Genomic DNA, 25,362 nt, shown 5'->3' on the forward strand with positions numbered 1-25,362 from the left:
CGCTTCGTAAAACCGTATGCTAAAATCCCTTTTAAGTATTAAGGAAGGTGCAGAATATGCTTTATATAAAATTTGTAAAACTCATTAGAAAACTTTGCTCCGCACAAATGTATACGGTGAAGCGTTGTACGGAGCTTAATCAAGGGGTATAAATCCCCTATATTCATCGGCTGAATAACTTTTCTAAAAAAGTATAGTTTATCTATGCTTATTTCGTTATGGTTTTTCAGCTGGTGTATAAAATAGATTAAGGGGCCATAGACAATGCTTTGTCTATGGCCCTTTGTGTATATTATTCCGATGAGTCTTTACCGTAAATTGGAGTAGTATAGGAAAAACCACGAAGCAGAGGGCTAGTGTCGAATGACGCTATCTCTCTGCTTTTTTTAATTTCAGGAAAAGAGGAATAAAAATGAGTTTACTTAAAGTTGAAAGTTTATCACATAGTTTTATAGATAAAGTATTATACGAGAATGCTTCTTTTGATTTGCATAAAGGGGAGCATATGGGAATTGTTGGGCAGAATGGTGCAGGAAAAAGCACATTAATGAAAATATTGGTGGGGGAAATTATTCCTGATAAGGGAGACATAAAGTGGCAACCTAATATTCAAATTGGACATCTTGATCAATACGCAGAAATTGATGAGGGTTATACCATTTCACAATATTTAAAGAGAGCCTTTTATGATTTGTATGCAATGGAAAAGAGAATGAACAAGTTATATGAAGAAAGTGCGATGACTGGAGATGAAAATCAACTATTGAAAGCGGCAGAAATTCAAGAACTGCTCGAGGCCCGTGATTTTTATTCAGTAGATAGTATTACGAATAAGGTGGCAGCCGGTTTAGGTATTGATGTGATTGGGATGGATCGTGTGATTGGTGAATTAAGCGGAGGGCAGCGTGCAAAGGTAATTTTAGCAAAGCTCTTATTAGAAGAGCCTAATATTTTATTGCTAGATGAACCGACGAATTTTCTCGATAAGGAGCATGTGGAGTGGCTTGCTAATTATTTAATGAATTTTGAAGGAGCGTTTATTGTCGTATCACATGATTTTGATTTTCTGGAAAAGGTAACTTCTTGCATATGTGATGTAGAGTTCGGAACAGTTAAGAAGTATTACGGCAAATACTCAGATTTTGTAAGACAAAAGGAGCATTTGCGAAAAGATTATATTCGCCAATATTATGCACAGCAAAAGAAAATTGAAAAAACGGAAGAGTATATTCGTAGAAATATTGCTGGGGTGAATTCAAAAATAGCGCAAGGTCGTAGAAAACAATTACAGCGTATGGAAAGAATTGCGCCACCAAGTTTTAATCATAAACCGTCTATTCATTTTCAGGAACTTCCCATTTCAGTTCAGACAGTTCTTGAAGTAAATAATCTTGAAGTTGGTTACGACTTCGCTCTCTTACCAAAGTTGAATTTTTCAGTAATGGGTGGGCAAAAACTTGTTATTACAGGTTTCAATGGAGTAGGGAAATCTACTTTATTAAAAACAATCGTTGGAAATATTGCTAGTATTTCTGGAGAGTTTCACTTTTCAGAGCAAATAAAGATTGGATATTATGAGCAAGATTTAAATTGGAGCAATGATTCTTTAACGCCGCTTCAAATTATTTCAGAACAGTTTCCTAAACTGAATATGAAGGAAATACGCCATCATTTAGCTGCGTGTGGAGTGAAGGATACGCACGTTTCGCAAGAAATTCGTACGTTAAGTGGTGGTGAACAATCGAAGGTGAAACTGTGTGGATTATTACTATCACCTTGTAACTTCTTAATTTTAGATGAGCCGACAAATCATTTGGATGCAGAAGCGAAGGAAGCTTTGCAAAAGGCGTTAATTAAGTTTAAGGGCAGCATTATACTCGTATCTCACGAAGCAAGTTTTTATCTTGATTGGGCAGATAGCATCTTTCATATAGAGACGGGATTAGTTAAGGGGGTGTGAAACATATGAGTGAAAACAATTGGAAAACGAAAATTATATTATTTTTGACCGCTCAAACTATTTCGTTGTTCGGTTCCTCTCTCGTGCAATACGCGATTATATGGTATATCACCCTTACAACATCATCAGGAGTGATGTTGACTATTTCAACTGTTTGCGGTTTTCTACCACAAATTGCGATATCTTTGTTTGCAGGTGTTTGGATTGATCGTTATGACCGTAAAAAGATGATTATGTTATCGGATGGAATTATAGCGATTGCGACGTTAGTCTTAGCAATTTTATTTTTAACAGGATATAAAAGTATTTGGTTACTTTTTATTGTGTTACTCATTCGTTCAGCTGGAACAGGAGTACAAACGCCAGCTGTGAATGCATTAATTCCGCAAATCGTTCCGAAAGAGTATCTTATGAAAGTAAATGGAATAAATAGCAGTATTACATCTTTAATTATGTTTCTTTCTCCAGCAGCAAGTGCTGCGATTCTTTCTATTGCCAGCATTGAAACAACATTTTTTATTGATGTTATTACAGCTATGATTGGAATTAGTATTATGTTTGTCATTCATGTGGAAGGACATGTGAATGTAGAAAGTAAGCAAAAATCTAATCTACAAGGAATTAAAGAAGGGTTCACTTATTTAAAAGAAAATGTATTTATTAAAAGGCTAATCGTTTTATTGATTATCGTCATGATTTTAATAAGTCCAGCTGCTTTTTTAACACCTTTAATGGTAACTCGTTCTTTCGGGGCCGAAATGTGGAGACTTACTGCTAGTGAGATGACCTTTAGTGCGGGTGCGGCAGCTGGTGGCGTATTGATTGCAGCGTGGGGTGGTTTTCGTAATCGTATGCATACAACAGCGCTAGCTTGTGCATTATATGGACTGCTTATGATTGGACTCGGAATAGCACCGATATTTATTATGTATTTAGTATTTAATTTTTTAACTGGTATAACAATGCCGTGCTTCAATACACCAGTTACTGTGTTATTGCAGGAGAAAGTAGAACCATCGATGCACGGACGGATGTTCAGCCTTGTACAAATTGCGAATTCATGCGCGCTTCCTTTAGGAATGATAATATTTGGTCCGTTGTCGGATATGTTTAGTGTAGAGATTTTGTTAATTTATGCTGGGATATTCGTGCTATTTTGCGCAATGTATATTGTATTAAGCAAGAGGTTTGAAGTGTAAATATTTATAATTTAGAAGGTTTGTGAAGGAATTTAAGATGCTTCGCAAACCTTTTTTTATTAGTCTAGTCAATAATTATTTATTGTTAAACAATAAATAATTATTGACTATTAATGTTATTTTAGATAATATGATGTTAACGATTTAAGAAGAATTACATAAGTAGAGGAGAATGTGAAATGAAAAATAAATACGTAGTAGCTATTTCTTTCATGATTTTAGCGATTATTTCTTTAACGATACATGCTTCAAACAGTAAAGTAGGAGCGGATGGATTTCTTGAAGAACCTTTCTTTTTCCTAGTACCGATAAGTTATATATTGTTCCTTAGTGGTATTGGTATATTGCTATTTGGATTTATTACTTCAAAGCTGAAAAAGGGCAATAGATAGGGACAAAACACTCACTATGAAATAGAAACATACCATATGGAAGAAAAAGAATAAGTGAGATGAATCATGATGAATCATTATTTTTATAATGGTAGACAAGTAGGGGCAGCTATTACGCTGGCTGGGGCACAAGGGACAATTCATGCTGTGAATCAAACTATTCAAATGCAGCAACAAGCATATTTTGCACAAATGATGCAAAGTCAGTATATGCCCTATTCACAACTTCCGATGCAAATTGTACATTACGATGTACATCCAGCTGGTTTATTTTCCATTCCATATGGCGGGACATATTTCTTATGAAAGAAAGCGACTCAATAGAGTCGCTTTTTTTATATTCCGCCTAGCTTCATTCCAAGGAAGGCGAAGAGGATACCAATTATGTAAGTAGCACTTAAATATAAAAGGAAGATGTATAGCTTTTTACGATTGAGAAGCTGAACAGATTCTAATTTAAGCGTAGAAAATGTAGTGAATGCGCCCATAAATCCAGTACCTAATAATAGTTGCCAGCCTGTAGTAACTCCGTTGCCGATTATATATCCAAGTAAAAATGCCCCTGTTATATTAATAAGGAATGTAGCAATTGGAAATTGTGTTTTATTTCTTTTCTTAAACCAATTGCTAATTGCAAATCGTGTAATCGCACCGAAAAATCCTCCTGTTGCGACTAATAAAGCTTCTATCATGAGTAATCACCTTCCGTAAGAGATTTCTTAATTAAGAAATCTCCAAGTGTATAGCCAAGGCCAGACATAATGAGGCCACCAAGTATGCTACATGATACATATAAGAAGGCTATGCTCCACTCAGAATGATTGATCAATTGCACAGTTTCTACACTAAATGTTGAAAAAGTCGTAAAGGAACCGATGAATCCAGTTCCGATGCCTGTGATAACCTCTGAAGGTAAGATGTTTAGCCGAGCGATATAAGTAGTTAGCCACGCTAAGAAAAAGCAACCGATTAAGTTAATGAGTAATGTTGCCAATGGAAATGAATGATGCCAAAATGTGTTGATATTAAGACCTAAATAATAACGAGAAAGAGCTCCTAATATACCAGCAATGCCGACGATAATATAAATCAATTTTCTCACCTCTTTAAATAGCTTGCTCAAAAAAATAGACTCCTACCAGTATCCATACTGGTAGGAGTCATTAGCTAAGCAGCGTTTATGGCGAACTCCATCGCCTATGATTATTACATATAGTGTACTAAATATACCGTTTAATTTCCAGTGAGGAGGAGGGTGTAACTTTTCTTTTTTTGATGTCTGAAGGCTTTTTAAGTAATTAAAATGGGATCGATTACTTATCAACTAAATATAGTGATATACGGTTTTAATTATGATAAAATGTTTCTTATGTGTGTCGTTTTGTTTTATTTGACTGAAAATAAAGAAAAATAAATTTGCGTGAAAAGGAGTCATTTATTTGAAGAAATTTTTAAAAATCGTATTTACATGTGTTTTAGTAGTAGCGGGCATTGTAGGAGGATTTCTAGCTTATATGACACTTACTAAAGAACAGCCTGCTGATGTTATAAGCTTGAAGGTAGAGAATAATAAGGAGCGCGTATTAGCGACTGGAAATGAGTTTAAAGTTACAACATTTAATATTGGATATGCTGGGTTAGATAAGGATCAAGATTTCTTTATGGATGGTGGAAAGGGATCTGGTTCAAGTAGTAAAGAGCAAACGGAAACTAATTTAAAGAATATGCTTTCGTTTTTACAAAATGAGAATAGTGATTTTGCGCTATTACAAGAAGTTGATATAAAGTCACTTCGTTCATTTGATGTAAATGGACATGAATTTTTGAAAAAAGGATTACCTGATTATGTTTCGTCATTTGGCAAGAACTACGATACGAAATGGGTTCCAGTGCCAATAACAAATCCAATGGGATATGCGGAGGCTGGATTAAGTACGTTTTCTAAATACACTGTTCAAGAAGCGAAGAGGTTCCAGCTGCCTGGAATGGAGCCTTGGCCAAAGCGTTTGTTTGATTTAGATCGAGCAATTGTGGAATATAAAATTCCTGTTAATAATGGAAAACATGTTAGACTCGTAAATTTACATTTGTCTGCTTATGATGAAGGCGGGAAAATTAGAAAACAGCAAGTAGAGTATTTAAAAGAATATATGAACAAGCATTATGAAAATGGTGATTACGTAATAATGGGTGGAGATTGGAATCAATTGGTTTCGAACGCTCAATTAAGTGATCCGAAGTTCGTGAAAGAGCGTCCTGAGTGGTTAGTAGAGTTACCGAAGGACTTTACAGACGGTGGCTTTAAGTGGGCTGTAGATCCGTCTGTTATGACTGTAAGAGATGATGTAAAGAAATATGTAGAAGGTGAAAATTTCGTCACTATTATTGATGGCTTTATCGTTTCACCGAATGTAGAGATTGTAAATGTACAAGGGAAAGATTTAAAGTTTGAAAATAGCGATCATAACCCAGTAAGTGCGGTATTTAAACTGAAGTAATTGATATGTATAAGTAGAAGGTGGGGCTTCATATGGAGTGGTTAAAGAGGACTTGTTTTTCTAACCTTGAGAAAGAATCACAGAAAAATCATTTATTACTGTTTATAACGATTTGTAGTTTCTTCCTTGGGATAATCGCGATTGGGTATTATGGATATATTTTTACAGAGAGAGCAATAGCATTTTGGATTTGTGGTATTTCTGTCGTTGCATTTGGAACGCTTTTTACTTTTATAAAAAGTATGGAATCAGTGTATAAATATATCATGACATTTATGTTGCTTACAATGTCTTACATTATGGTACAAGCTTTTAATGAAAGCCCGGCTGTATTTCAAATGGTCTATTTTACATTAGCTGTTTCACTTATTTACTTAAGTGAGCGCCTCATTTTAATTCTTGGCGGGATAGCTGTTGTGATCACATTTATCCTTTGTAGCTATTGGCCGGAGCAATTTTTTGCTTATACAGCCTCGTCTGAAGCTGCTAATTTCGCAAGTTTGTTAGCGATTGTAACAATCGCTATGTGGGGCGTCACGAAAATCGGTTCTAATCTGCTCCTTCGTTTAAGTGATGAGAAGCAAGAAGTAATGAGAAAAGCTCAGGAGTTAGAAGAGACGCAAAGACTTATTGAAGAAACAGTTGTGAAACTAGATAGTAATTTCAATCATTTAAGACAAAATATGAACACGTCGATGGAATCGATGAGTGAAATTAATTTTGCCTTTGAAGAGGTGGCAGTTGGTACACAATCACAATCAGAGATGATGTATCGTTCGGTAGAAGTATTGAATGATATGGAGGGAAATATTGAAAAAATCATCTCTCAAGTAAGAACTGCATCGGCTCATGTGGATGAAAGCTTAGAAATTTCAAAAGGTAGTGTACATACTCTAAGAAATTTTGAAACTAACATGAGAAGTTTAAATGATGTTGTTTCACAGTCTGGAATTATATTTAGAGATTTAATGATGCAATCGAAACAAATTAATGAAATTGTAGATGTAATAACGAATATTTCAAGTCAGACGAGTTTGCTAGCTTTAAATGCAAATATTGAAGCTGCGAGGGCAGGCGAGCATGGAAAAGGTTTTGCTATTGTAGCGAGTGAAGTGTTAAAGCTTGCTGAAGAATCAAATCGTTCTGCGGGAAGAATTCAAGGGATTTTGAAGGAGTTTAGTAATCAAGCAAGTAAGGTAGAAGTGCAAGTAGAGAAGTCAGAAAGAGTACAAGAAGAATGTAACGAGATGTTAGCAAGCGTTTTAACAAATGTAACTGATTTAGGGAAGTTTATTGATGCGATTAATGAAGTAATGCGAGAGGTTGTTGTTCAACAAGAAAGTTTCCAAGTTAAAACGACGAATATCGTAAAGGATGTTACGCATGCTTCTAACGTAATTCAGCAAACTTCTACAGCTACAGAAGAAGTGCTAGCGAGTGTGGAAGAAGAAAAACATCGAAATGATACGTCAGTGAAGACGTTACAAACTGTTAGCGAGCAAGTGAAGTTGTTAGAAGATATTTTAGAAAAGTAATATTGCTTAGAAAGAGCACGAGTGATGTGCTCTTTTTTCATTGAAACGAATACTTGATAGGAATTTAATTGCTTTTCTGCGCGTTTTCTGCCAAGCTTAAGGAGATAAAGTGAGACTAGTACATACTGATTATTAGCCCTCACCAATCAAGCTATCCGCAAATAGCGGAATAAAATACTTCAAAGAAAGAATTATATAGGTGACGCATATGATCGAAGTTAAGACTTCTGAACTTAGTGATGGAGAATTTAATAGAGGTGTATTTGCAACTCGTGATATTAAAAAGGGTGAGTTGATACACGCAGCACCAGTTATCTCTTATCCGAATGAACAGCATGAACATATTGAGAAAACGTTACTTGCTGATTACGCATTTGAGTATGGAATCAATCATACGGCAATCCTTTTAGGATATGGTATGTTATTTAATCATTCATATACACCGAATGCAACGTATGACATCGTTTTTGAGAATCATACATTTAACTTCTATGCTTATAAAGATATAAAAGCAGGAGAAGAAATTTTAATCAATTATAATGGTGAAGTTGATAACGATGAGCTGTTATGGTTTGATAAAGAAAAAGAAGAGAACGAAAAGTAATATAAAGAGTATAGAAAGAGCACATTCTGTGGGATGTGCTCTTTTTTATTGATGTAAATAAAGTAAAAAGTACAAAAAAATACCACTTTCTTTTTATATGGTATAGTAAGATACTGAGGGATAGTGTTTTGAAAAAGTCACATATTTTACAAATTGTTGTCTTTCTGATGACATGTCAAGTTTAGTAGTCCATTTGGGTTGCTTTATTATGCAATATATATTTTAATATGATTGGCACCTCTTATAAATTAAGAGGTTTATAGGTGTCTCGAATTGATTTTGGGTACACTGTATCCACCACTTTAGGTTCTTTCATGTACGTGGGGATATTATGGGCCCGTATAACGGGATAAAATGAATATAGAAATAGAGGAATCGTAAAATGAATATGCAAGAGGTTTATAAATATTTAAGTACGGTATTGCCTGAAGGACATGTTAAACAAGATGAAATGTTAAAGAATCATACGCATATTAAAGTTGGCGGAAAAGCAGATGTTTTTGTTGCGCCTACAAATTATGATGAAATTCAAGAAGTTATTAAATATGCGAACGAATATAATATTCCAGTTACGTTTTTAGGAAATGGATCGAATGTCATTATTAAAGATGGTGGAATTCGCGGGATTACAGTAAGTTTAATTCATATTACAGGTGTTACTGTAATAGGAACGACGATTGTAGCACAGTGTGGTGCAGCAATTATTGACGTATCACGTATTGCCTTAGACCATAACTTAACGGGTCTTGAGTTTGCTTGTGGTATTCCAGGTTCAGTTGGCGGAGCATTATATATGAATGCTGGTGCATACGGCGGTGAAATTTCGTTTGTATTAACAGAAGCTGTCGTAATGACAGGTGATGGAGAGCTACGTACTTTGACGAAAGAAGCATTTGAATTTGGATATCGTAAGAGTGTATTTGCGAACAACCATTACATTATTCTTGAAGCGAGATTTGAACTTGAAGAAGGTGTACATGAAGAAATTAAAGCCAAAATGGATGATTTAACGTTTAAACGTGAGTCAAAACAGCCTCTAGAATATCCTTCATGTGGTAGCGTATTTAAGCGTCCACCAAATAACTTTGCTGGTAAGTTAATTCAAGACTCAGGACTACAAGGTAAGCGAATTGGTGGAGTAGAAGTTTCTTTAAAACACGCTGGATTTATGGTGAATGTTGATAACGGAACAGCACAAGATTACATCGATTTAATTCACTTTGTACAAAAGACAGTTGAAGAGAAATTTGGCGTGAAGTTGGAGCGAGAAGTAAGGATTATTGGAGAGGATAAAGAATAACGAAATACGTATGAAGATATGAATTATTTTAAAATAACATTTGGGTATTGTTGACAATTTGTTTTCAATTCAATATAATGGCTAATAATTTAACAAATAACATACGTTGAAAGAGCCCAGTAGCAGTTTGTCACTGTTAACGAGAGAGCTAGGGGTTGCTGGAACCTAGCACAAACAAACTTGCGAATTACACTCTGGAGTATCTTAGGTAATGCTAAGCGGACTAGCAATCGATATTATTGCTAAGAGTGGTATGAGTAGCTATGCTATTTATGCAAACTGGGTGGTAACACGGTGAATAATCGTCCCTATGTCTATCGTAGACATAGGGGCTTTTTTGTTTTTTAAAAATAAAGGGGATGACAAAAGATGAATATTATTGATGAATTAGAATGGCGCGGCGCCGTTAATCAGCAGACTGACGAAGAAGGCTTACGTAAGCTAGTAGAAGAGAAAAAGATTTCACTATATTGCGGAGTTGATCCAACTGGTGATAGTATGCATATCGGACATTTGATTCCGTTTATGATGATGAAGAGATTCCAATTAGCTGGCCATCATCCTGTTATTTTAATTGGCGGGGCAACAGGAACAATTGGTGATCCGAGTGGACGACAATCAGAGCGTCAGCTTCAAACGTTAGAAGTGGTTCAGCATAATGTAGATGCGTTAACAGCACAAATGAAAAAGCTATTTGATTTTGGTGGAAATAGCGAAGTGAAGATGGTAAATAACTATGATTGGACACATGAAATAAATATTATTGAGTTTTTACGTGATTACGGGAAAAACTTTAGCATCAATAGCATGTTAGCGAAGGATATTGTAGCAAGCCGTTTAGATACAGGTATTTCTTTCACAGAATTCACGTACCAAATTTTGCAAGCGATGGATTTCCACCATTTATACACGAAAGAGGATGTTCAGCTGCAAATTGGTGGTAGTGACCAATGGGGAAATATTACGAGTGGTTTAGATTTAATTCGTAAGTTAGAAGGTCATGAGGCGAAAGTATTCGGATTAACGATTCCGTTATTATTAAAATCGGACGGTACGAAGTTTGGTAAATCAGCGGGTGGTGCGGTTTGGCTTGATCCTGAAAAAACGACACCGTTTGAATTTTACCAGTTCTGGGTAAATACAGATGACCGTGACGTAATTAAATACTTGAAATACTTTACGTTCTTAACGAAAGAGCGTATTAATGAATTAGCAACGAAGGTAGAAGCGGAACCTCATAAACGTGAAGCGCAAAAAGTGTTAGCGGAAGAAATGACGAAATTTGTTCATGGAGAAGAGGCGTTCCTGCAAGCTGAGAAAATTACAGCAGCGTTATTTAGCGGAGATATTAAATCGTTAACAGCTGATGAAATTGAACAAGGCTTTAAAGAAATGCCAACATTCCAGTCTTCAAAAGAGACGAAAAACATCGTAGAGTGGCTAGTCGATTTAGGGATTGAACCATCTAGACGACAAGCACGCGAGGACATTAATAATGGTGCGATTTCTATGAATGGTGAGAAAGTAACAGATGTGGGTACGGATGTTACTGTAGAAAATTCATTTGATGGAAGATTTATTATTATTCGTAAAGGGAAGAAGAACTACAGCCTTGTGAAGTTAGGCGAATAGTTTGTGTGAAAGGATGGGAGTAGGAAGAATACTTCCATCTTTTCGTATACACAATTTGGACATAAAATAATCAGTAAATTTAGATAATTAAAAGGGTTATATTATTCTTCTGCCGAATAAATAAGTTAGAGAAAATTACGGATAAAAATAGCCCGAACCATGCTGGGCATGATTCGGGCTTATATTCAGATTAGTAAGCTAAGCTGAATAGACCTTTAATGTGTGATAAGTAACGAACGTTACTTGCTTCTTTCATTAATGATGCTGGTAAGCCTTTAAGTGGAGTATTGCTTGCTCCAATTGTAGCAACCGCATCTTTACGTCCTAGACTAGCAAGTGTTCCAGAGTTTACAGGTGCGAACTCTTCGAATGCTTTGCCTTCTAGTGCTGCGTATAAGTTGTATCCAATTAACTCACCCATTTGCCAAGCGATTTGTGCAGTTGGTGGGTATGGACGTCCGTCTGGAGCGAAGACAACTGCGCTGTCTCCAGCAACGAATACGTCTTTGTGAGAAGTAGATTGTAGGTATGCATCAACTGTTGCACGTCCACGGTTAACTTCAAGACCTGATTCACCGATTAATGGGTTACCTTGTACGCCGCCTGTCCAAACGAATGTGTTAGCAACAAGTTTTTGACCGTCTTTTAAGTCGATTTCATTGCCAGCAACGTTTGTTACAGGAAGACCAGTTAAGAATGTAACACCGCGTGCTTCTAGGCTAGTAGTTGCACGTTCGATTAAGTGGTCTGGTAATACTGGAAGGATTTTTGGACCTGCTTCAACAAGAAGAAGTTTCACTTCTTTTGGATTTACGCCGTGGCTTTTTGCAAGTTTAGGCATAATGTCAGCAAGCTCACCAACTAGCTCAACGCCAGTTAATCCGCCACCACCGATTACGATTGTAGCATCAGCTTCGTTTTTCGTTTTCGCGTATTCACGAATGCGGTCTTCAACGTGTTTGTAGATTTTGTTTGCATCAGCAGCAGATTTTAATACCATGCTGTTTTCTTCTAGTCCTGGAATACCGAAGTAAGCAGTTTTACTTCCTAAAGCAACTACAAGTGCATCGTAAGATAAAGTAGTGCCATCAGCTAGTTTGATTTCTTTGCTATCAACTGAGAATGACTCAACTGTTGCGATTTTAAGATCGATGTCTTTCCCTTTGAAAAGCTTTGTAAGTGGCATTGCAACTGCTTGCTCAGACACGTTACCAGCTGCAAGGCGGTGTAGTTCAGTGATGATTTGGTGTGTTGGGTATTGGTTAATCACTGTAACTTGTGCTTCTGATTTGCTGTAATATTTACGTACGTTTAAAGCGGCAAGAAGACCGCCATAACCAGCGCCTAAGATGACAATTTGTTTTGACATAGTATGATATCCCCCGTCTTTACTAATTGTTGTTATAAGTTAAATTATTTATTGTTACGTTCTGCACTAATTTGAAGATATGCGTTCACAAAGCGGAACATTTTTTGTGCTTGTGGATCTTTTAGTAATTTTAACAGACCGAATAGGCCGATAACTTCGTTGCTTTCTTCAGCACGATCTTTCGCTTCGATTGCAGTTGCAGCCATGCTTTTCACTGTATCTTTTACAGGTTCTACAAGCTCTGTAATTGCACCAACAGTGTCGCTTTTTAATACTTCATCAGTAGCAACAGTTTGAGCGAAGTCATAAGACTTAGTTAAAATGTTAACAAGCTCAGTTAATTTTGGAAGCTGTTCTACTAGTGTTGTTAATGATTCTTGTACCTCAGGTTTTAACAACTGATCAAGTACATCAAGTTGTCCTTGGCTAGCAGAAATTTGTACAGTTTCTTGTTCTGGCTTTGTTTGAGTCATAGTTTCTGGCATCTCCAATTCTCCTTTACGATAGCAATACTCTTATTTTTTATAAGTAAGATAGTAAACGTTTACGAAACTTTATACAAAGTTTCACAAAACACAATAAAATGCCTTTAAATTTATGAAAGCAAGTAAGCTGCAAACATAAATCTAAAACCATAACGTCTTACTTATTATTTATGAACTGTCCGATACATGGCTTGTCCGCATAATGGAAAAGCTCCGTTACCGGAAAGTGTATATAATATATATCCTATATTATATACTATATACACCTATGTTAACATAAAAATGATTCCTAATTATTTGATATTAAGTGTATAACGTAGTGCTGACAAGGTATGAAAGCGTATAAAATATTTTGTTCCAGTTAGAAATGTATATACATATAAAGAAAAAAAGGAAAAAATGAACAAATTCATGTTCGTTTTTTCCTTTTTCCTATTATTCACCTTCTACAATTAGCATCGATGTGTTACCGCTTTTTTCAAGATGGCATTCGCCCCAAGTACAAAGAGAATCAAGAATGGACTCTAAAGACCAACCGTATTCTGTAAGTGAATATTCTACTTTTGGTGGTACTTGATTGTATACCTTTCTTTGAATAACCCCATCGTCTTCTAATTCACGTAATTGCTGAGTTAACATTTTTTGTGTAATCCCAGGCATTAAACGTTTTAGTTCACTCGTTCTTTTTGTGCCTTTCGTTAGATGACAAAGGATAACAACCTTCCATTTTCCACCGATAACCTCTAAAGTCGCTTCAACGGGAATATTATATTTCTTCATATAAAAATCTCCTTTGATGAATGTAGATTTAAGTTCTCCAACAAAAGAAGCTAAATAATTAAATGTTACTAAAAAGTGCCTATAGCACTTTAAAGTACGTACTTTTTATCATGTTGAATATGTTCCATAATAGCATACGTAAGAGGGAAATGAGTAGTACGGTACTAAAAAGTGCCTATGTTACTTTTAGGTACCTATCGTACTTTTAAGTGCGTTCTTCAAAAAAAGAGTAAAGCCATTCATAATAGCGTATATCAACAGTAAAGTTATTTTTGTAGAAGATAAAAAGGCCTTTTTATCATACTATTATGATTGGATTTCTCGCATTAAGGAGGAGTTCAATTGAATTCATATACAGTATCTTCTTCGGTTATGCAGACGAATCGGAGAAGTATGTTTGCTTTATTAGCACTAGCAATTAGTGCGTTTGGAATTGGTACAACTGAATTTATTAGTGTCGGCTTATTACCATCTATCTCAGAGGATTTACATGTTTCTGTTACAACAGCGGGGTTAACTGTTTCTTTATATGCATTAGGAGTAGCGTTTGGTGCTCCAGTATTAACGTCATTAACAGCTAGTATGTCGCGAAAGACGTTATTAATGTGGATTATGATTATTTTCATTATTGGTAATGGAATTGCGGCGGTAGCAACAAGTTTTACTGTGTTACTTATTGCGAGGGTTGTATCTGCATTTGCGCATGGTATTTTTATGTCAATTGGATCTACAATTGCGGCTGCGCTTGTACCTGAGAATAAACGTGCAAGTGCAATAGCATTTATGTTTACTGGTTTAACTGTTGCGACTATTACAGGTGTACCAATTGGAACATTTATCGGTCAACAATTTGGCTGGAGGGCCTCGTTTATTGTTATTGTGGCCATTGGAATCGTTGCTTTAATCGCCAATAGTATGCTAATTCCTTCTAATTTAAAAAAAGGTACGTCTGTATCATTTCGCGATCAATTTAAGCTGATTACGAATGGAAGACTGTTACTTGTATTTATTATTACTGCATTAGGATACGGGGGAACGTTCGTAACATTTACGTATTTATCTCCGTTATTACAAGAAGTAACAGGATTTAAAGCAAGTACCGTTACAATTATTTTGTTAGTATACGGAATTGCAATTGCGATTGGGAATATGGTCGGGGGAAAATTATCAAATCATAATCCGATTCGAGCGTTATTTTACATGTTCTTTATTCAAGCGATTGGATTATTTGTTTTAACATTTACAGCGCCATTTAAAGTCGCTGGATTCATCACAATTATTTTCATGGGACTATTCGCATTTATGAATGTTCCAGGGCTACAAGTGTATGTTGTTATATTAGCTGAGAGGTTTGTACCTAGCGCTGTTGATGTAGCATCGGCGATTAACATTGCAGCATTTAACGCAGGAATTGCTCTTGGTGCTTACTTGGGCGGTATTGTAACGAACTCGTTAGGATTAATTCATACGGCTTGGGTAGGTGGAATTATGGTAGTAGGTGCTGTTGTTTTAACTGCGTGGAGTATGACATTAGAAAAAAGAGATCAAGTAAAATAAAAGGAGAGAAAATAAAATGAAAAACTTACAAAGTAAAACAGTATTAAATAATGGTGTAGAAATGCCTTGGTTCGGTTTAGGTGTATTTAAAGTAGAGGATGGACCAGAACTTGTAGAAGCAGTGAAATCGGCAATTAAAGCAGGATACCGCAGCATTGATACAGCTGCAATTTACGGAAATGAAAAAGCTGTAGGTGAAGGAATTCGCGCAGGTATAAAAGAAGCAGGCATTTCTCGTGAAGATTTATTCATTACTTCAAAAGTGTGGAATTCGGATCAAGGATATGAAACGACACTTGCTGCATATGAAGAAAGCTTAAAAAAATTAGAGCTGGATTATTTAGATTTATACCTTGTTCATTGGCCTGTAGAAGGGAAATACAAAGATACGTGGAGAGCGTTAGAAACACTTTATAAAGAAAAACGCGTACGTGCAATTGGGGTAAGTAATTTCCAAATTCATCACTTACAAGATGTAATGAAAGATGCAGAAATTAAACCAATGATTAACCAAGTAGAATACCACCCTCGTTTAACACAAAAAGAATTACAAGCTTTCTGTAAAGAACAAGGTATTCAAATGGAAGCATGGTCACCACTTATGCAAGGTCAATTATTAGATAATGAAACATTACAAGAAATTGCTGAGAAACACGATAAAACAACAGCGCAAGTTATTTTACGTTGGGATCTGCAAAATGGAGTAATCACTATTCCAAAATCAACGAAAGAACACCGCATTATTGCAAATGCCGATATATTTAATTTCGAATTAACGAAAGAAGATATGGAAAAAATCGATGCGTTAAATCAAAATCACCGCGTTGGTCCAGATCCTGATAACTTCGATTTCTAAGATTAAAGTAAGAAAGAAGAGTGCGTAAAAGCACTCTTTTTTTGTGCATAAAAATAGTTTCTAAATAAATACTACTTAGTATTAAGTTTGTGATAAGGGGCTGTAAACATGAATATAAAGCAATCGTTCAAGATTTTAGCTATGTTTTTAAGTGTTTTATTTGTGTTATTCCCGCTTCAAAAAGCATTTGCAGAAGTTATGGACCATACAAAGTATGAAATGAATTGGAGTTATAGTAAGTCAAAGAAGAAACCAATTCGAACAGAGCTTATTAAAACCGCAGATGGCAAAATTGCTTTTTGCTTAAATGTAGATTTGAAATCTCCAAGCGGTCAAGATTTACCGGAAATGGGGAAAGTGGATATTAACGTATACCGTGTACTATTGAATGGATATCCACAAAAGAGTCCACAAGAATTAGGTGTTTCTGATTGGAGAGAAGCACATTACGCAACGCAGCTTGCAGTGTGGAATGCGTTAAAACAAATCGATATTAATGATTTAGATTTCCGAAATAAAAATGTAGAGAAAGTAACGAAAGACATCGTTGCAAAAGCAAGCGCTAGTGAAGAGTTACAAGAAATTACGATGAGTGTAACTCCTACAGAAGAACAAGAAGCAGTATTAAAAAATGATTTCTTTGAAACAGGTTTATATACAGTAGAAACAAATGCAAAAAGCGGAACGTATAAAGTGCAAGCAACAGGTGCGCCAGCGGGCGTGAAATTTGCAAATGAAAAAGGCGAAACAAAAACAGAATTTAATGTAGGAGAAAAGTTCCGCATTTTAATTCCGAAACAAACACCAGCTGGTGGATTTAGCTTTAAAGTATCAGGAAATTTAACGAAATTACAAGGGATTGCGCATAAAGGTACACCGACTATTCAAAATGCAGTAGTATTACTTGAGCGTAGTGAAGAAAAAACAAGTCCAGAGTTAGCGGTAAGTTGGAAAAAGGCTGAGGCTCCAAATAAACCAAATAAGCCATATACTCCAAATGAACCGCATAAACCGAATCAAAAGAGATAATGAAAAAGCATTGGCATATGCCAATGCTTTTTGTATGTGAGGATAAAAGTTATATTGAAAAAAATAAAATGGATAGAAATAGTGTTTTTAAAGGTTAAATTATATTTAAAAATAATATAAATATAATAAAATCCTGACGTTACGATTAATAGATTAAATTCACAAAATTGTAATATTATTCTTGGAGGGAGGCTATTAAATGAAGGTAAAAGCGTGTAAAATTCATTTGGAAAAACTACCTATAGATGGTCATATATGAAGAAAATGTAATTTTTTATTGCTATTTTTATTTTTAGATGTATAGATGACAATACTGAAAAATATCTTTTACTATTCTCTTTTTTATGTAGCAAGAGAACTCATCACAAATAGAGAGAAGTGAGGAGGGCATATTACATAAAAATTTTACAATGTAAGAAAGCGAATGCATGGAGAGAAATGCGGTAGTAATATATACAGGTGCGCGAGGTGTTAGTCCATTCATAAAATGTTTTTATATAAATAATAGGATTACTTATTAGATGAATATATAGGGTAGTTTATCTAAATAAAGGAACAGGGGACACAGATTATGTCGAAGAAAAAGACGAGTAGGGTATTAGTAGCTGGAATATGTATATCTACATTATTATCGCCAGTAGCTTTCGAAGCATCGAACGGGTATGCGGCGCCTTTGGAAGAAAATAAAGGTGGGAAATTAGAAGAGGTAAAAGAGAATAAGTTTGAGCAGAGAGTATTTCAGTTGCCGGGGAAAGGTAGCGTAGAAGAAGAAAATAATCGTTTAAGAGTTACTTGGAAACTTTCCGCTAATGAACCGACTGGAATTTATGCAGAGCCAAATGAAGAGATTACAATTGACATAAAAGGAACGCAGTCTATCCAAGCTTTTATTGGAACGAGATCTTATGATGAAAAGGACCCAGAGGAGTTTGATTTAAAACCAGGGAAAAATGTTATTTCATCTTCAAGAGGCGGTATTTTATATTTTTATAATATGAATAACGAAGGAGAAGTAACAGCTTCCGTTACAAATGGTGGTAGTCACTTTCCTTTATTTATTTTAGGTAAGCATACAAAAAAAGATTGGGATGAAATGTTAAAAAAATATAAGGATCCTTATGCAGTTGAATTAAAAGGTGAGAGAAGCTTAATTACTACTACTTACGATTCTGTGCAGAAATATATGAAGAATACGGATCCAACAGATTTAATGAAATTGCATGATAAGATTATCCGTTTAGAAAACGCAGTGGCAGGATTATCTGAGGACAGTGTTGGGGTTGCAAAATCTCCAACTCATTATGTTCAGTTTGTTGAAAAACGGAAGCCTGCTAAAGGGGACTTTATGTTTGCAAAACATTATCATACAGGATATATTCCAACTGCAATGAATAGAGTTTTAGATATAGAGGTACTTGAGAAGGATGGATGGGGACCGTGGCATGAAGTTGGTCATTTACATCAGCAAGAACCGTGGAAGTGGTCTAAAGTAAGGGAAGTAACAGTAAATATTTACTCATTAGCTGTTCAAAAGGCGTTAGGGAATCAATTAGAAATGGATGAGCACTATAAAAACTCATTTGAGTATTTAGAGAAGCCTAAAGCAGAAAGATTCATTGATGACATTAATCCTCTTACAATGTTTTGGCAATTAAATGTAGTGTATGGAGAACATTTTTATCCTAGGTTACATCAAGTTTATCGTTTGTTACCTCAGAGTGAAATGCCTCATTCTGATGAAGAGAAAAAGCAGCTATTTATTTATATGACATCGCAAGTGGCAGGGCAAAATTTAATTCCTTTCTTTGAGGAATGGGGATTAACACCAAATGATGATATTAGAGAGAAAATAGAAAAATCAAAGTTACCTAAATTAGAAAAGGAAATCTGGAAAGCTACAGATAGTAATGATATTCGTGAGAAGCAAGTTGAACCGTATAAGGTTCCATATGGTGAACCTGCTAATGAAGTACAAAATCTTTTAGTTGGTACAGATTCTGACGAGAATGAAGCAAGTAAACTTGTTCGAAATTTAGGTGAGAATGTAAAAGTAACAGGAAAGATTGTATGGCCTAAACTAGAGAATGGTAAACAGGAAGTGTTAGTAGAAATTGGGGATGAGAAAGGAAATAAAAATTCAATTCCTGTCCAAGTTAACGGATTTTATGATGACAGTATAGTTTTTCAAGGACTTTCAGATGATGTAATGTCGACAGTGACACTTCACCACAATAAGAAGAAATTAAATGTAAACTTTACTAATAATGAAATACATTACCGTTTTGAAAAAGAAGAATATATGGGCTTAACGCTATATGACCGAAATGGGATTGAAAAGAAACGTGTATCTGCAGAAGGACAAGAAACGGGAAAAAGATTTGCGATGGAACTAAATGAATTGGATTTTGAATATGGTGATGTAGTAAAAGTATTCCATGCAGAACCGGATCGTCTGAAGTGGTACCAAAATAATACACTTGTAGATCAAGGGAAGGCTAAAAATAAAAAAGAGAAATTATTCCAAATCACTGAGCAAGGGTTCGAATTAAAAGATAGTTTACAAGAAGTGACGGCGAAACCGCAAAAAGTAGTAGTCGGAATGGATGTAGACAAACTAGATCCGAAAGAATTTGTACAAGTAAAAAATGGAGAAGTGGTTGGTTTTGCAGAAAAACCAAATACATCAAAAATCGGAGAACAAAAAGTAAAAGTAGAAACGAAAGATCGATTTGGAAATAAGAAAGTGACAGAAGTTCCTCTAACAGTAACATATGGAGATAGCCTACTTGTATATGGGCTAAGTTATAGAGATGGTGACTTAAAATCAATTGTAACTTTGCATCATGATACGAAAAAACTGAGTGCGACAGATACAAAGAACCTAATTCATGATTACTTTAAAGATGAAAAGTATTTTGAATTCACATTGTACGATAAAGAAGGAAGAGTGAAGAAAAATATAGCAGTAAAAGGTTTAGAGAATACGCAAGAATTTGCTAAGGAAGTAAATGGAATTGCATTTGAGTATGGAGATGTAGTGAAAGTATATCATGCGGAATCTTCTCGTTTACATTGGTATCAAAAAGATGTATATGTGGGCGAAGGAAAAAGTAAAGAGATAAAGGAATTAGTCTTCAAAATAACTGAAAATGGATTTGAAAGATTAGACGGTGAGCAAACAGTAAAAGCAAATCCGCAGCAAGTAGTAATCGGAACAAATAGCGAAACGCTAGACGTGAAGAACTTTGTTGAAGTACAGGGTGGAGAAGTAGTAGATTTTGTAGGGAAAATAGATATGACAAAAATTGGTCAGCAAACAGTGAAAGTAGAAACGAAAGATCGTTTTGGAAATAAGAAAGTGACGGAAGTTCCTGTAGAAGTGACATATGGGGATAGTCTAGTCTATCAAGGTGTGTCCGATGTTACACGTTCAATTATTACGTTAAACCACGCTGAAAAGAAATTACATGCAACATTTACAAATGATGAGATTCATTATCGCTTTGTAAATGAACAGTATATAGGCCTTACGATTTATGATCAAAATGGAACTGAGAAAAAGCATGTAACCGCAGAAGGACAAGAAACTTCGCAGAATTTTGCAGAACAAGTAAATGGTATGGCGTTCGAGTATGGTGACGTATTGAAAGTGTATCATGCCGAGTCAGATCGTTTGAATTGGTATAAAAATAGTGAGTTAGTTGGAAAAGGAGATAAGAAAAAGTTTAAAGAAATTTCCTTTAAGATTACTCCAAATGGTTTAGAGCAAGTGCAATAATAAGAAAAAGCTCGTAAAACATTATGTTTTACGAGCTTTTTTTATTATTCAGCTTCAGAAACTACTGTGAAGCGTTCGTTTACATGTTTTGGGTTTTCAATTTCATCAAGTGCTGCAACTGCGAAGTCTTCGTAACTTACGTAGCTATCACCTTTTGCGTTAACAAGAAGGTTGTCTTTACCAGCTTTATAAGAACCAGTACGTTTTCCTAATGCGAATAGTGCAGAAGGGCTGATGAATGTCCAAGTGATGTCATTTGTTTGTTGTAAGATTTCTAAGTTTTTACCTTGGTTTTGAGCTGTTGCAAGATATTCTTTCGGGAAACCTGGTGTCTCAAATACACGTGTTGTTTTCTCTTCGTCTACAAATAAGCTTCCAGCGCCACCAACTACAAGTAATTTTGTGTTAGGTGCACCTTTCATCGCTTCAATTAGTACGTTTCCTGCATCTACGTGAAGGTGTTCTTGTCCTGCTGGAGCACCGAATGCATTTACAACTACATCGAATGCTTGCAAGTCGTTAGATGTAAGAGAGAATACATCTTTCTCTAAAACCTTTACATTGTCTTCCTTAATTTTTGCAGCGTTTCTTACGATTGCAGTTACTTCATGTCCGCGATCTAATGCTTCTTTTAAAATACGACTTCCTGCTTTACCATTTGCTCCGATGATTCCGATTTTCATAATAAATCCCTCCAAAGTGTTTTGTTAAAGTGTATATCTGAAAGTAAATGAATGCGTTGTAATAAGGTTTGTTACAACTTGATGTAATCATTATAGTTACAGGTAGACGCTTTTGTCAATGGGGTAGTTTGTAGATTTATTTTTTGTTTTAGTATGCACAGTTAGAGGGAGGGTAGTCAGTCATAAAGATATTGTTACTGTGAACCTGGCTAATATTTGGAAATTGCAAATTGTCGAAAAATGTTGATTTTTGAATGTTTTTTAAATATAATTCGTTTTATGGAGAAAAGGAGGGGTTAATTGTATGAATATTTTGGAACAATTCGTTTCGTCAACGAATACAATTCTTTGGTCATATATTCTTATTGCAATGTTAATTGGTTTAGGTCTTTATTTTTCTATTAAATTGAAATTCGTACAAATTACTCATTTAGGGGAAATGATTCGTTTAATGAGTGATGGGTTAACTGGAAAGACGCGTAAAAAAGGCAGTGTATCTTCTTTCCAAGCATTTTGTATGAGTTCTGCAGCTCGTATTGGTATAGGTAACTTAGCTGGTGTAGCGTTAGCTATTTCTATGGGAGGACCTGGAGCAGTATTTTGGATGTGGGTTATTGCGATTATCGGGGCTTCTTCAAGTTTCGTCGAAAGTACGCTTGCACAAATTTATAAAATAAAAGATGGCAGTGGATTCCGTGGTGGTCCTGCTTATTATATGGAAAAAGGTTTAAATAAACGTTGGATGGGGATTTGGTTCTCTATTCTGATTACAATTAGTTACGGTTTAATTTTCAACTCAGTACAAGCAAATACAGTTACATTAGCGTTTAAAAATGCATTTGGTATTGAGCGTTACGTTGTTGGGATTGTATTAGCAGTATTAGTTGCGGTTATTATTTTTGGTGGTGTAAAAAGTATTGCGCGTATGTCGGAAATGATTGTTCCGCCAATGGCAATTCTTTATATTGCAGTAGCGATTTTCGTTGTTATTAAAAACTTCTATTTACTACCAGATGTGTTTACAGAAATCTTTAAAGGTGCATTCGGTTTAGATTCAGCTGTAGGCGGTGGTATCGGTGCTGCGATGAAATATGGTATTCAGCGCGGGTTATTTGCGAACGAAGCAGGTATGGGTAGTGCGCCGAACGCGGCAGCAACAGCTGATGTAACGCATCCAGCCAAACAAGGTTTTATTCAAACAATCGGCGTTTTAGTAGATACATTCTTAGTATGTACATCAACAGCATTTATCGTACTATGTTCTGGTGCATATAAAGCAACGAACTTAGAAGGTATTGAATTAACACAAAATGCATTAAGCTCACAAATTGGCCCATGGGCGAGCAGTTTCTTAGCGATTATTATTTTCTTATTCGCTTTCAGTTCACTTCTAGGAAACTACTACTATGGTGAAACAAATATTGAATTTATTAAGCAAAGTAAAACGTGGTTAACAATTTACCGTGTTGCGGTAGTTGGAATGGTATTATTCGGTTCTGTTGCGACGCTTCAAGTTGTATGGAATATGGCAGACTTATTTATGGGTCTAATGGTAATAACGAACTTAATTGCGATTACACTTCTTGGCCGATTTGCGTACGCGGCATTAACAGACTATGTAAGGCAAAAGAAACAAGGGAAAGATCCAGTCTTCAGTGCAGATTCTATTCCTGGTTTAACGAATACAGAGTGCTGGGATAAGCCAGTGGTAACAGATAAAGAAAAAGCAGTGTAATTGAAAAGGCGAGCATCGAGGTAAATTTGATGCTCGCCTTTTTTGTTGTAGTAAATGATGAAAAGGGTGAGGGGTAATTATTAATATAACTTTTTTGTTTGTTCCTCTCGTTATTTGTGGGGAACGTACTGTTTTAAAAGTATGGCTGGTCGAAGAGGATAAGAGATTGAGTATTGGATAAATGCATGTAATAGCTATATTTTTATGAAAAAAACACGTATGTTAAGATAGTTAACGTATTCATGTCATAAAACCTAACATAAAGTTCTTGATTACTAAAAGTTTTTAGAATATAATTTTCTTATTGTTAGGAAGAGGGGGCAATGCAAATATGGATTTTTTAGCTAGGGTAATTGGGGATGTAAATAATATCCTTTGGTCATATGTCATTATTGCGATGTTAATTGGGTTAGGGCTCTATTTTTCATTTCGTGTGAAATTTGTCCAAGTTCGTTACTTCGGTGAAATGATTCGATTACTTGGGGATGGAGCAAGCTCGAAAACGAGAAAAGCGCAAAAAGAGAAGAGTGGCGTATCATCATTCCAAGCATTTTGTATGAGTACAGCTTCTCGTGTAGGTACTGGTAACTTAGCTGGTGTAGCTATCGCAATCTCAGCGGGTGGTCCAGGAGCAGTATTTTGGATGTGGTTAATCGCGGTAATTGGGGGTGCTTCTGCATTTGTAGAGAGCACATTAGCGCAAATTTATAAAGTGAAAGATGGGAATGCATTCCGTGGGGGCCCAGCGTATTATATGGAAAAGGGTTTAAATAAACGCTGGTTAGGTGTTGTGTTCTCTGTTCTAATAACAGTAAGTTTCGGATTGATTTTTAATGCTGTACAGTCTAATACTGTAGCGGCAGCTTTTGATGGGGCATTCAAAACAGATAGTAGATTAGTAGGTCTTGTTATGGCTGGTTTACTTGCCGTTATCATTTTCGGCGGAGTAAAACGAATTGCTCGCGCGGTTGAAATGATTGTTCCAGTAATGGCAATTATTTATGTAGCAGTGGCATTATTCGTTGTCGTAACAAACATTACGTCAATTCCATATGTATTTAAAGAAATTTTCTTACATGCTTTCGGAATTAAAGAAGTAGTAGGCGGAGGATTAGGAGCTGCGATTTTATTAGGAGTAAAACGTGGGTTATTCTCAAATGAAGCAGGTATGGGTAGTGCGCCGAACGCAGCAGCGACTGCAAACGTAACGCATCCAGTTAAACAAGGTTTTATTCAAACTTTAGGGGTATTTACAGATACATTATTAATTTGTAGTTGTACAGCATTTATTATTCTTTTATCAGATGTGCATAATGCAGCTGATTTAAATGGAATTCAATTAACGCAGCAGGCGTTAAGTCAACATATCGGTCCATGGGCTTCTATATTTGTAGCAGTTGCAATCTTCTTGTTTGCATTCAGTTCATTAGTAGGTAACTACTACTATGGTGAAACAAATATTGAATTCTTAAATGGAAGTAAAGTGCTATTAACAGCGTACCGCATTGCTGTACTTGGTATGGTTATGTTAGGATCTGTAGCGACAATTCAAATCGTTTGGGATGTAGCAGATTTATTCATGGGTATTATGGCTGTTATTAACTTAGTGGCGATTGTATTCCTCTCTAAGTATGCTTTTGCGGCATTATCAGATTACGTAAAGCAAAAGAAACAAGGGAAAGATCCGGTATTCTATGTGGATTCTATTCCAGGTTTGAAAAATACAGAGTGCTGGGATAAGTCAGCAGTAGCTGATAAAGAAAAAGCAGTATAATGAGGTGAGCATCAAGTGAAACTTGATGCTCATTTTTTGTTTTATCCAGCTGTTTATAGATGGTAAAAGACGAACATTTATGAGCATTTCATAATTAAATGTAATTTTTTAAAGAAAAGTGCGGATATGAGTTGTGATTTATGTTAGAATGGAAAATGCCTTTGAAACAAGAGTTTTTATGACATTTCCTATCCAA

21 protein-coding genes, 1 riboswitch and 1 other annotated feature are annotated in these 25,362 nt (G+C 35.6%); of the genes, 15 read left to right on the plus strand and 6 right to left on the minus strand.

Going from position 1 to position 25,362, the window contains the following annotated elements; translation table 11 throughout:
* The first annotated feature begins 412 nt into the window (after positions 1-412).
* From HMPREF1014_RS22660 to HMPREF1014_RS22675, 4 genes are all read left to right on the plus strand, one after another.
* Positions 413-1,960, plus strand: a complete 1,548-nt coding sequence (locus HMPREF1014_RS22660) for an ABC-F family ATP-binding cassette domain-containing protein (RefSeq protein ID WP_000054854.1) — start codon at positions 413-415, stop codon at positions 1,958-1,960.
* A 5-nt stretch (positions 1,961-1,965) separates the two neighbouring features.
* Positions 1,966-3,159, plus strand: coding sequence for an MFS transporter (locus HMPREF1014_RS22665; RefSeq protein ID WP_001293751.1), 1,194 nt, complete (start codon positions 1,966-1,968; stop codon positions 3,157-3,159).
* Positions 3,160-3,338: 179 nt separating this feature from the next.
* Entirely contained in the window at positions 3,339-3,551 is a 213-nt protein-coding gene (locus tag HMPREF1014_RS22670) for a DUF3955 domain-containing protein (RefSeq protein WP_000792610.1), read from the plus strand.
* Positions 3,552-3,617: 66 nt separating this feature from the next.
* The gene (locus HMPREF1014_RS22675) at positions 3,618-3,857 is read left to right on the plus strand and encodes a DUF3947 family protein (RefSeq protein WP_000980957.1); all 240 of its coding nucleotides are present in this window, start codon (positions 3,618-3,620) and stop codon (positions 3,855-3,857) included.
* Positions 3,858-3,886: 29 nt separating this feature from the next.
* Here HMPREF1014_RS22675 and crcB (HMPREF1014_RS22680) read toward each other — a convergent pair whose 3' ends face one another.
* Positions 3,887-4,243, minus strand: coding sequence for a fluoride efflux transporter CrcB (gene crcB, locus HMPREF1014_RS22680; RefSeq protein WP_000568585.1), 357 nt, complete (start codon positions 4,241-4,243; stop codon positions 3,887-3,889).
* Positions 4,240-4,644, minus strand: a complete 405-nt coding sequence (gene crcB / locus HMPREF1014_RS22685) for a fluoride efflux transporter CrcB (protein WP_000639312.1) — start codon at positions 4,642-4,644, stop codon at positions 4,240-4,242. Before crcB (HMPREF1014_RS22685) ends, crcB (HMPREF1014_RS22680) begins: the two co-directional genes overlap by 4 nt.
* A 54-nt stretch (positions 4,645-4,698) precedes the next feature.
* Positions 4,699-4,758: riboswitch (Fluoride riboswitch) on the minus strand.
* Positions 4,759-4,990: 232 nt separating this feature from the next.
* Between crcB (HMPREF1014_RS22685) and HMPREF1014_RS22690 the strand changes: the two genes are divergently transcribed.
* The 5 genes from HMPREF1014_RS22690 to tyrS all read left to right on the plus strand — a co-directional run bounded on the left by HMPREF1014_RS22690 (position 4,991) and on the right by tyrS (position 11,120).
* Positions 4,991-6,049, plus strand: a complete 1,059-nt coding sequence (locus HMPREF1014_RS22690; protein WP_000714052.1) for an endonuclease/exonuclease/phosphatase family protein — start codon at positions 4,991-4,993, stop codon at positions 6,047-6,049.
* A 32-nt stretch (positions 6,050-6,081) separates the two neighbouring features.
* The gene (locus HMPREF1014_RS22695) at positions 6,082-7,584 is read left to right on the plus strand and encodes a DUF4077 domain-containing protein (RefSeq protein WP_000455086.1); all 1,503 of its coding nucleotides are present in this window, start codon (positions 6,082-6,084) and stop codon (positions 7,582-7,584) included.
* A gap of 208 nt (positions 7,585-7,792) precedes the next feature.
* The gene (locus tag HMPREF1014_RS22700) at positions 7,793-8,188 is read left to right on the plus strand and encodes an SET domain-containing protein (protein ID WP_000573649.1); all 396 of its coding nucleotides are present in this window, start codon (positions 7,793-7,795) and stop codon (positions 8,186-8,188) included.
* 382 nt (positions 8,189-8,570) lie between these two features.
* On the plus strand, positions 8,571-9,488 hold the full coding sequence (gene murB, locus HMPREF1014_RS22705; RefSeq protein ID WP_001057101.1) for a UDP-N-acetylmuramate dehydrogenase: 918 nt from the start codon (positions 8,571-8,573) through the stop codon (positions 9,486-9,488).
* Between the two features lie 97 nt (positions 9,489-9,585).
* Positions 9,586-9,801 (plus strand) — a binding site (T-box leader).
* A gap of 56 nt (positions 9,802-9,857) precedes the next feature.
* The gene (gene tyrS / locus HMPREF1014_RS22710; protein WP_001021101.1) at positions 9,858-11,120 is read left to right on the plus strand and encodes a tyrosine--tRNA ligase; all 1,263 of its coding nucleotides are present in this window, start codon (positions 9,858-9,860) and stop codon (positions 11,118-11,120) included.
* A gap of 190 nt (positions 11,121-11,310) precedes the next feature.
* Here the strand turns inward: tyrS and HMPREF1014_RS22715 are convergent, their stop codons facing one another.
* The 3 genes from HMPREF1014_RS22715 to HMPREF1014_RS22725 form a co-directional block, all read right to left on the minus strand.
* Complete coding sequence (locus HMPREF1014_RS22715) at positions 11,311-12,489, minus strand: NAD(P)/FAD-dependent oxidoreductase (RefSeq protein WP_000043201.1); 1,179 nt, start codon at positions 12,487-12,489, stop codon at positions 11,311-11,313.
* Between the two features lie 44 nt (positions 12,490-12,533).
* Positions 12,534-12,974, minus strand: a complete 441-nt coding sequence (locus HMPREF1014_RS22720) for a DUF1641 domain-containing protein (RefSeq protein ID WP_001115311.1) — start codon at positions 12,972-12,974, stop codon at positions 12,534-12,536.
* A 435-nt stretch (positions 12,975-13,409) separates the two neighbouring features.
* Positions 13,410-13,754, minus strand: a complete 345-nt coding sequence (locus HMPREF1014_RS22725; protein WP_000760475.1) for a winged helix-turn-helix transcriptional regulator — start codon at positions 13,752-13,754, stop codon at positions 13,410-13,412.
* 372 nt (positions 13,755-14,126) lie between these two features.
* Between HMPREF1014_RS22725 and HMPREF1014_RS22730 the strand changes: the two genes are divergently transcribed.
* From HMPREF1014_RS22730 to HMPREF1014_RS22745, 4 genes are all read left to right on the plus strand, one after another.
* Entirely contained in the window at positions 14,127-15,311 is a 1,185-nt protein-coding gene (locus HMPREF1014_RS22730) for an MFS transporter (protein ID WP_179943795.1), read from the plus strand.
* A 16-nt stretch (positions 15,312-15,327) separates the two neighbouring features.
* Positions 15,328-16,167, plus strand: coding sequence for a glyoxal/methylglyoxal reductase (gene pgoN / locus HMPREF1014_RS22735; RefSeq protein WP_000793549.1), 840 nt, complete (start codon positions 15,328-15,330; stop codon positions 16,165-16,167).
* Positions 16,168-16,275: 108 nt separating this feature from the next.
* Complete coding sequence (locus HMPREF1014_RS22740) at positions 16,276-17,196, plus strand: thioester domain-containing protein (RefSeq protein WP_001022514.1); 921 nt, start codon at positions 16,276-16,278, stop codon at positions 17,194-17,196.
* A 571-nt stretch (positions 17,197-17,767) separates the two neighbouring features.
* Positions 17,768-20,974: a putative mucin/carbohydrate-binding domain-containing protein gene (locus tag HMPREF1014_RS22745; protein ID WP_000038395.1), complete on the plus strand. Its 3,207-nt coding sequence runs from the start codon at positions 17,768-17,770 to the stop codon at positions 20,972-20,974.
* Between the two features lie 44 nt (positions 20,975-21,018).
* Here HMPREF1014_RS22745 and HMPREF1014_RS22750 read toward each other — a convergent pair whose 3' ends face one another.
* A complete protein-coding gene (locus HMPREF1014_RS22750) occupies positions 21,019-21,657 on the minus strand; it encodes an NAD(P)-dependent oxidoreductase (RefSeq protein WP_000689874.1) in 639 nt (212 codons plus the stop codon).
* Positions 21,658-21,961: 304 nt separating this feature from the next.
* Between HMPREF1014_RS22750 and HMPREF1014_RS22755 the strand changes: the two genes are divergently transcribed.
* Both HMPREF1014_RS22755 and HMPREF1014_RS22760 read left to right on the plus strand, forming a co-directional pair.
* A complete protein-coding gene (locus HMPREF1014_RS22755; RefSeq protein ID WP_001022940.1) occupies positions 21,962-23,392 on the plus strand; it encodes an alanine/glycine:cation symporter family protein in 1,431 nt (476 codons plus the stop codon).
* Between the two features lie 331 nt (positions 23,393-23,723).
* The gene (locus HMPREF1014_RS22760; protein WP_000346418.1) at positions 23,724-25,166 is read left to right on the plus strand and encodes an alanine/glycine:cation symporter family protein; all 1,443 of its coding nucleotides are present in this window, start codon (positions 23,724-23,726) and stop codon (positions 25,164-25,166) included.
* Positions 25,167-25,362 lie beyond the last annotated feature (196 nt).

This window comes from Bacillus sp. 7_6_55CFAA_CT2 (genome assembly GCF_000238655.1).
In the GTDB taxonomy this organism is placed as follows: domain Bacteria; phylum Bacillota; class Bacilli; order Bacillales; family Bacillaceae_G; genus Bacillus_A; species Bacillus_A cereus.

Bases quoted from the DNA above. Each gene is read 5' to 3' on its own strand.
- HMPREF1014_RS22660 (WP_000054854.1), top strand. From the start codon at position 413: ATGAGTTTACTTAAAGTTGAAAGTTTATCACATAGTTTTATAGATAAA.
- HMPREF1014_RS22665 (WP_001293751.1), top strand. From the start codon at position 1,966: ATGAGTGAAAACAATTGGAAAACGAAAATTATATTATTTTTGACCGCT.
- HMPREF1014_RS22670 (WP_000792610.1), top strand. From the start codon at position 3,339: ATGAAAAATAAATACGTAGTAGCTATTTCTTTCATGATTTTAGCGATT.
- HMPREF1014_RS22675 (WP_000980957.1), top strand. From the start codon at position 3,618: ATGATGAATCATTATTTTTATAATGGTAGACAAGTAGGGGCAGCTATT.
- crcB (WP_000568585.1), bottom strand. From the start codon at position 4,243: ATGATAGAAGCTTTATTAGTCGCAACAGGAGGATTTTTCGGTGCGATT.
- HMPREF1014_RS22695 (WP_000455086.1), top strand. From the start codon at position 6,082: ATGGAGTGGTTAAAGAGGACTTGTTTTTCTAACCTTGAGAAAGAATCA.
- HMPREF1014_RS22700 (WP_000573649.1), top strand. From the start codon at position 7,793: ATGATCGAAGTTAAGACTTCTGAACTTAGTGATGGAGAATTTAATAGA.
- murB (WP_001057101.1), top strand. From the start codon at position 8,571: ATGAATATGCAAGAGGTTTATAAATATTTAAGTACGGTATTGCCTGAA.
- tyrS (WP_001021101.1), top strand. From the start codon at position 9,858: ATGAATATTATTGATGAATTAGAATGGCGCGGCGCCGTTAATCAGCAG.
- HMPREF1014_RS22715 (WP_000043201.1), bottom strand. From the start codon at position 12,489: ATGTCAAAACAAATTGTCATCTTAGGCGCTGGTTATGGCGGTCTTCTT.
- HMPREF1014_RS22720 (WP_001115311.1), bottom strand. From the start codon at position 12,974: ATGCCAGAAACTATGACTCAAACAAAGCCAGAACAAGAAACTGTACAA.
- HMPREF1014_RS22725 (WP_000760475.1), bottom strand. From the start codon at position 13,754: ATGAAGAAATATAATATTCCCGTTGAAGCGACTTTAGAGGTTATCGGT.
- HMPREF1014_RS22730 (WP_179943795.1), top strand. From the start codon at position 14,127: ATGCAGACGAATCGGAGAAGTATGTTTGCTTTATTAGCACTAGCAATT.
- pgoN (WP_000793549.1), top strand. From the start codon at position 15,328: ATGAAAAACTTACAAAGTAAAACAGTATTAAATAATGGTGTAGAAATG.
- HMPREF1014_RS22740 (WP_001022514.1), top strand. From the start codon at position 16,276: ATGAATATAAAGCAATCGTTCAAGATTTTAGCTATGTTTTTAAGTGTT.
- HMPREF1014_RS22745 (WP_000038395.1), top strand. From the start codon at position 17,768: ATGTCGAAGAAAAAGACGAGTAGGGTATTAGTAGCTGGAATATGTATA.
- HMPREF1014_RS22750 (WP_000689874.1), bottom strand. From the start codon at position 21,657: ATGAAAATCGGAATCATCGGAGCAAATGGTAAAGCAGGAAGTCGTATT.
- HMPREF1014_RS22755 (WP_001022940.1), top strand. From the start codon at position 21,962: ATGAATATTTTGGAACAATTCGTTTCGTCAACGAATACAATTCTTTGG.
- HMPREF1014_RS22760 (WP_000346418.1), top strand. From the start codon at position 23,724: ATGGATTTTTTAGCTAGGGTAATTGGGGATGTAAATAATATCCTTTGG.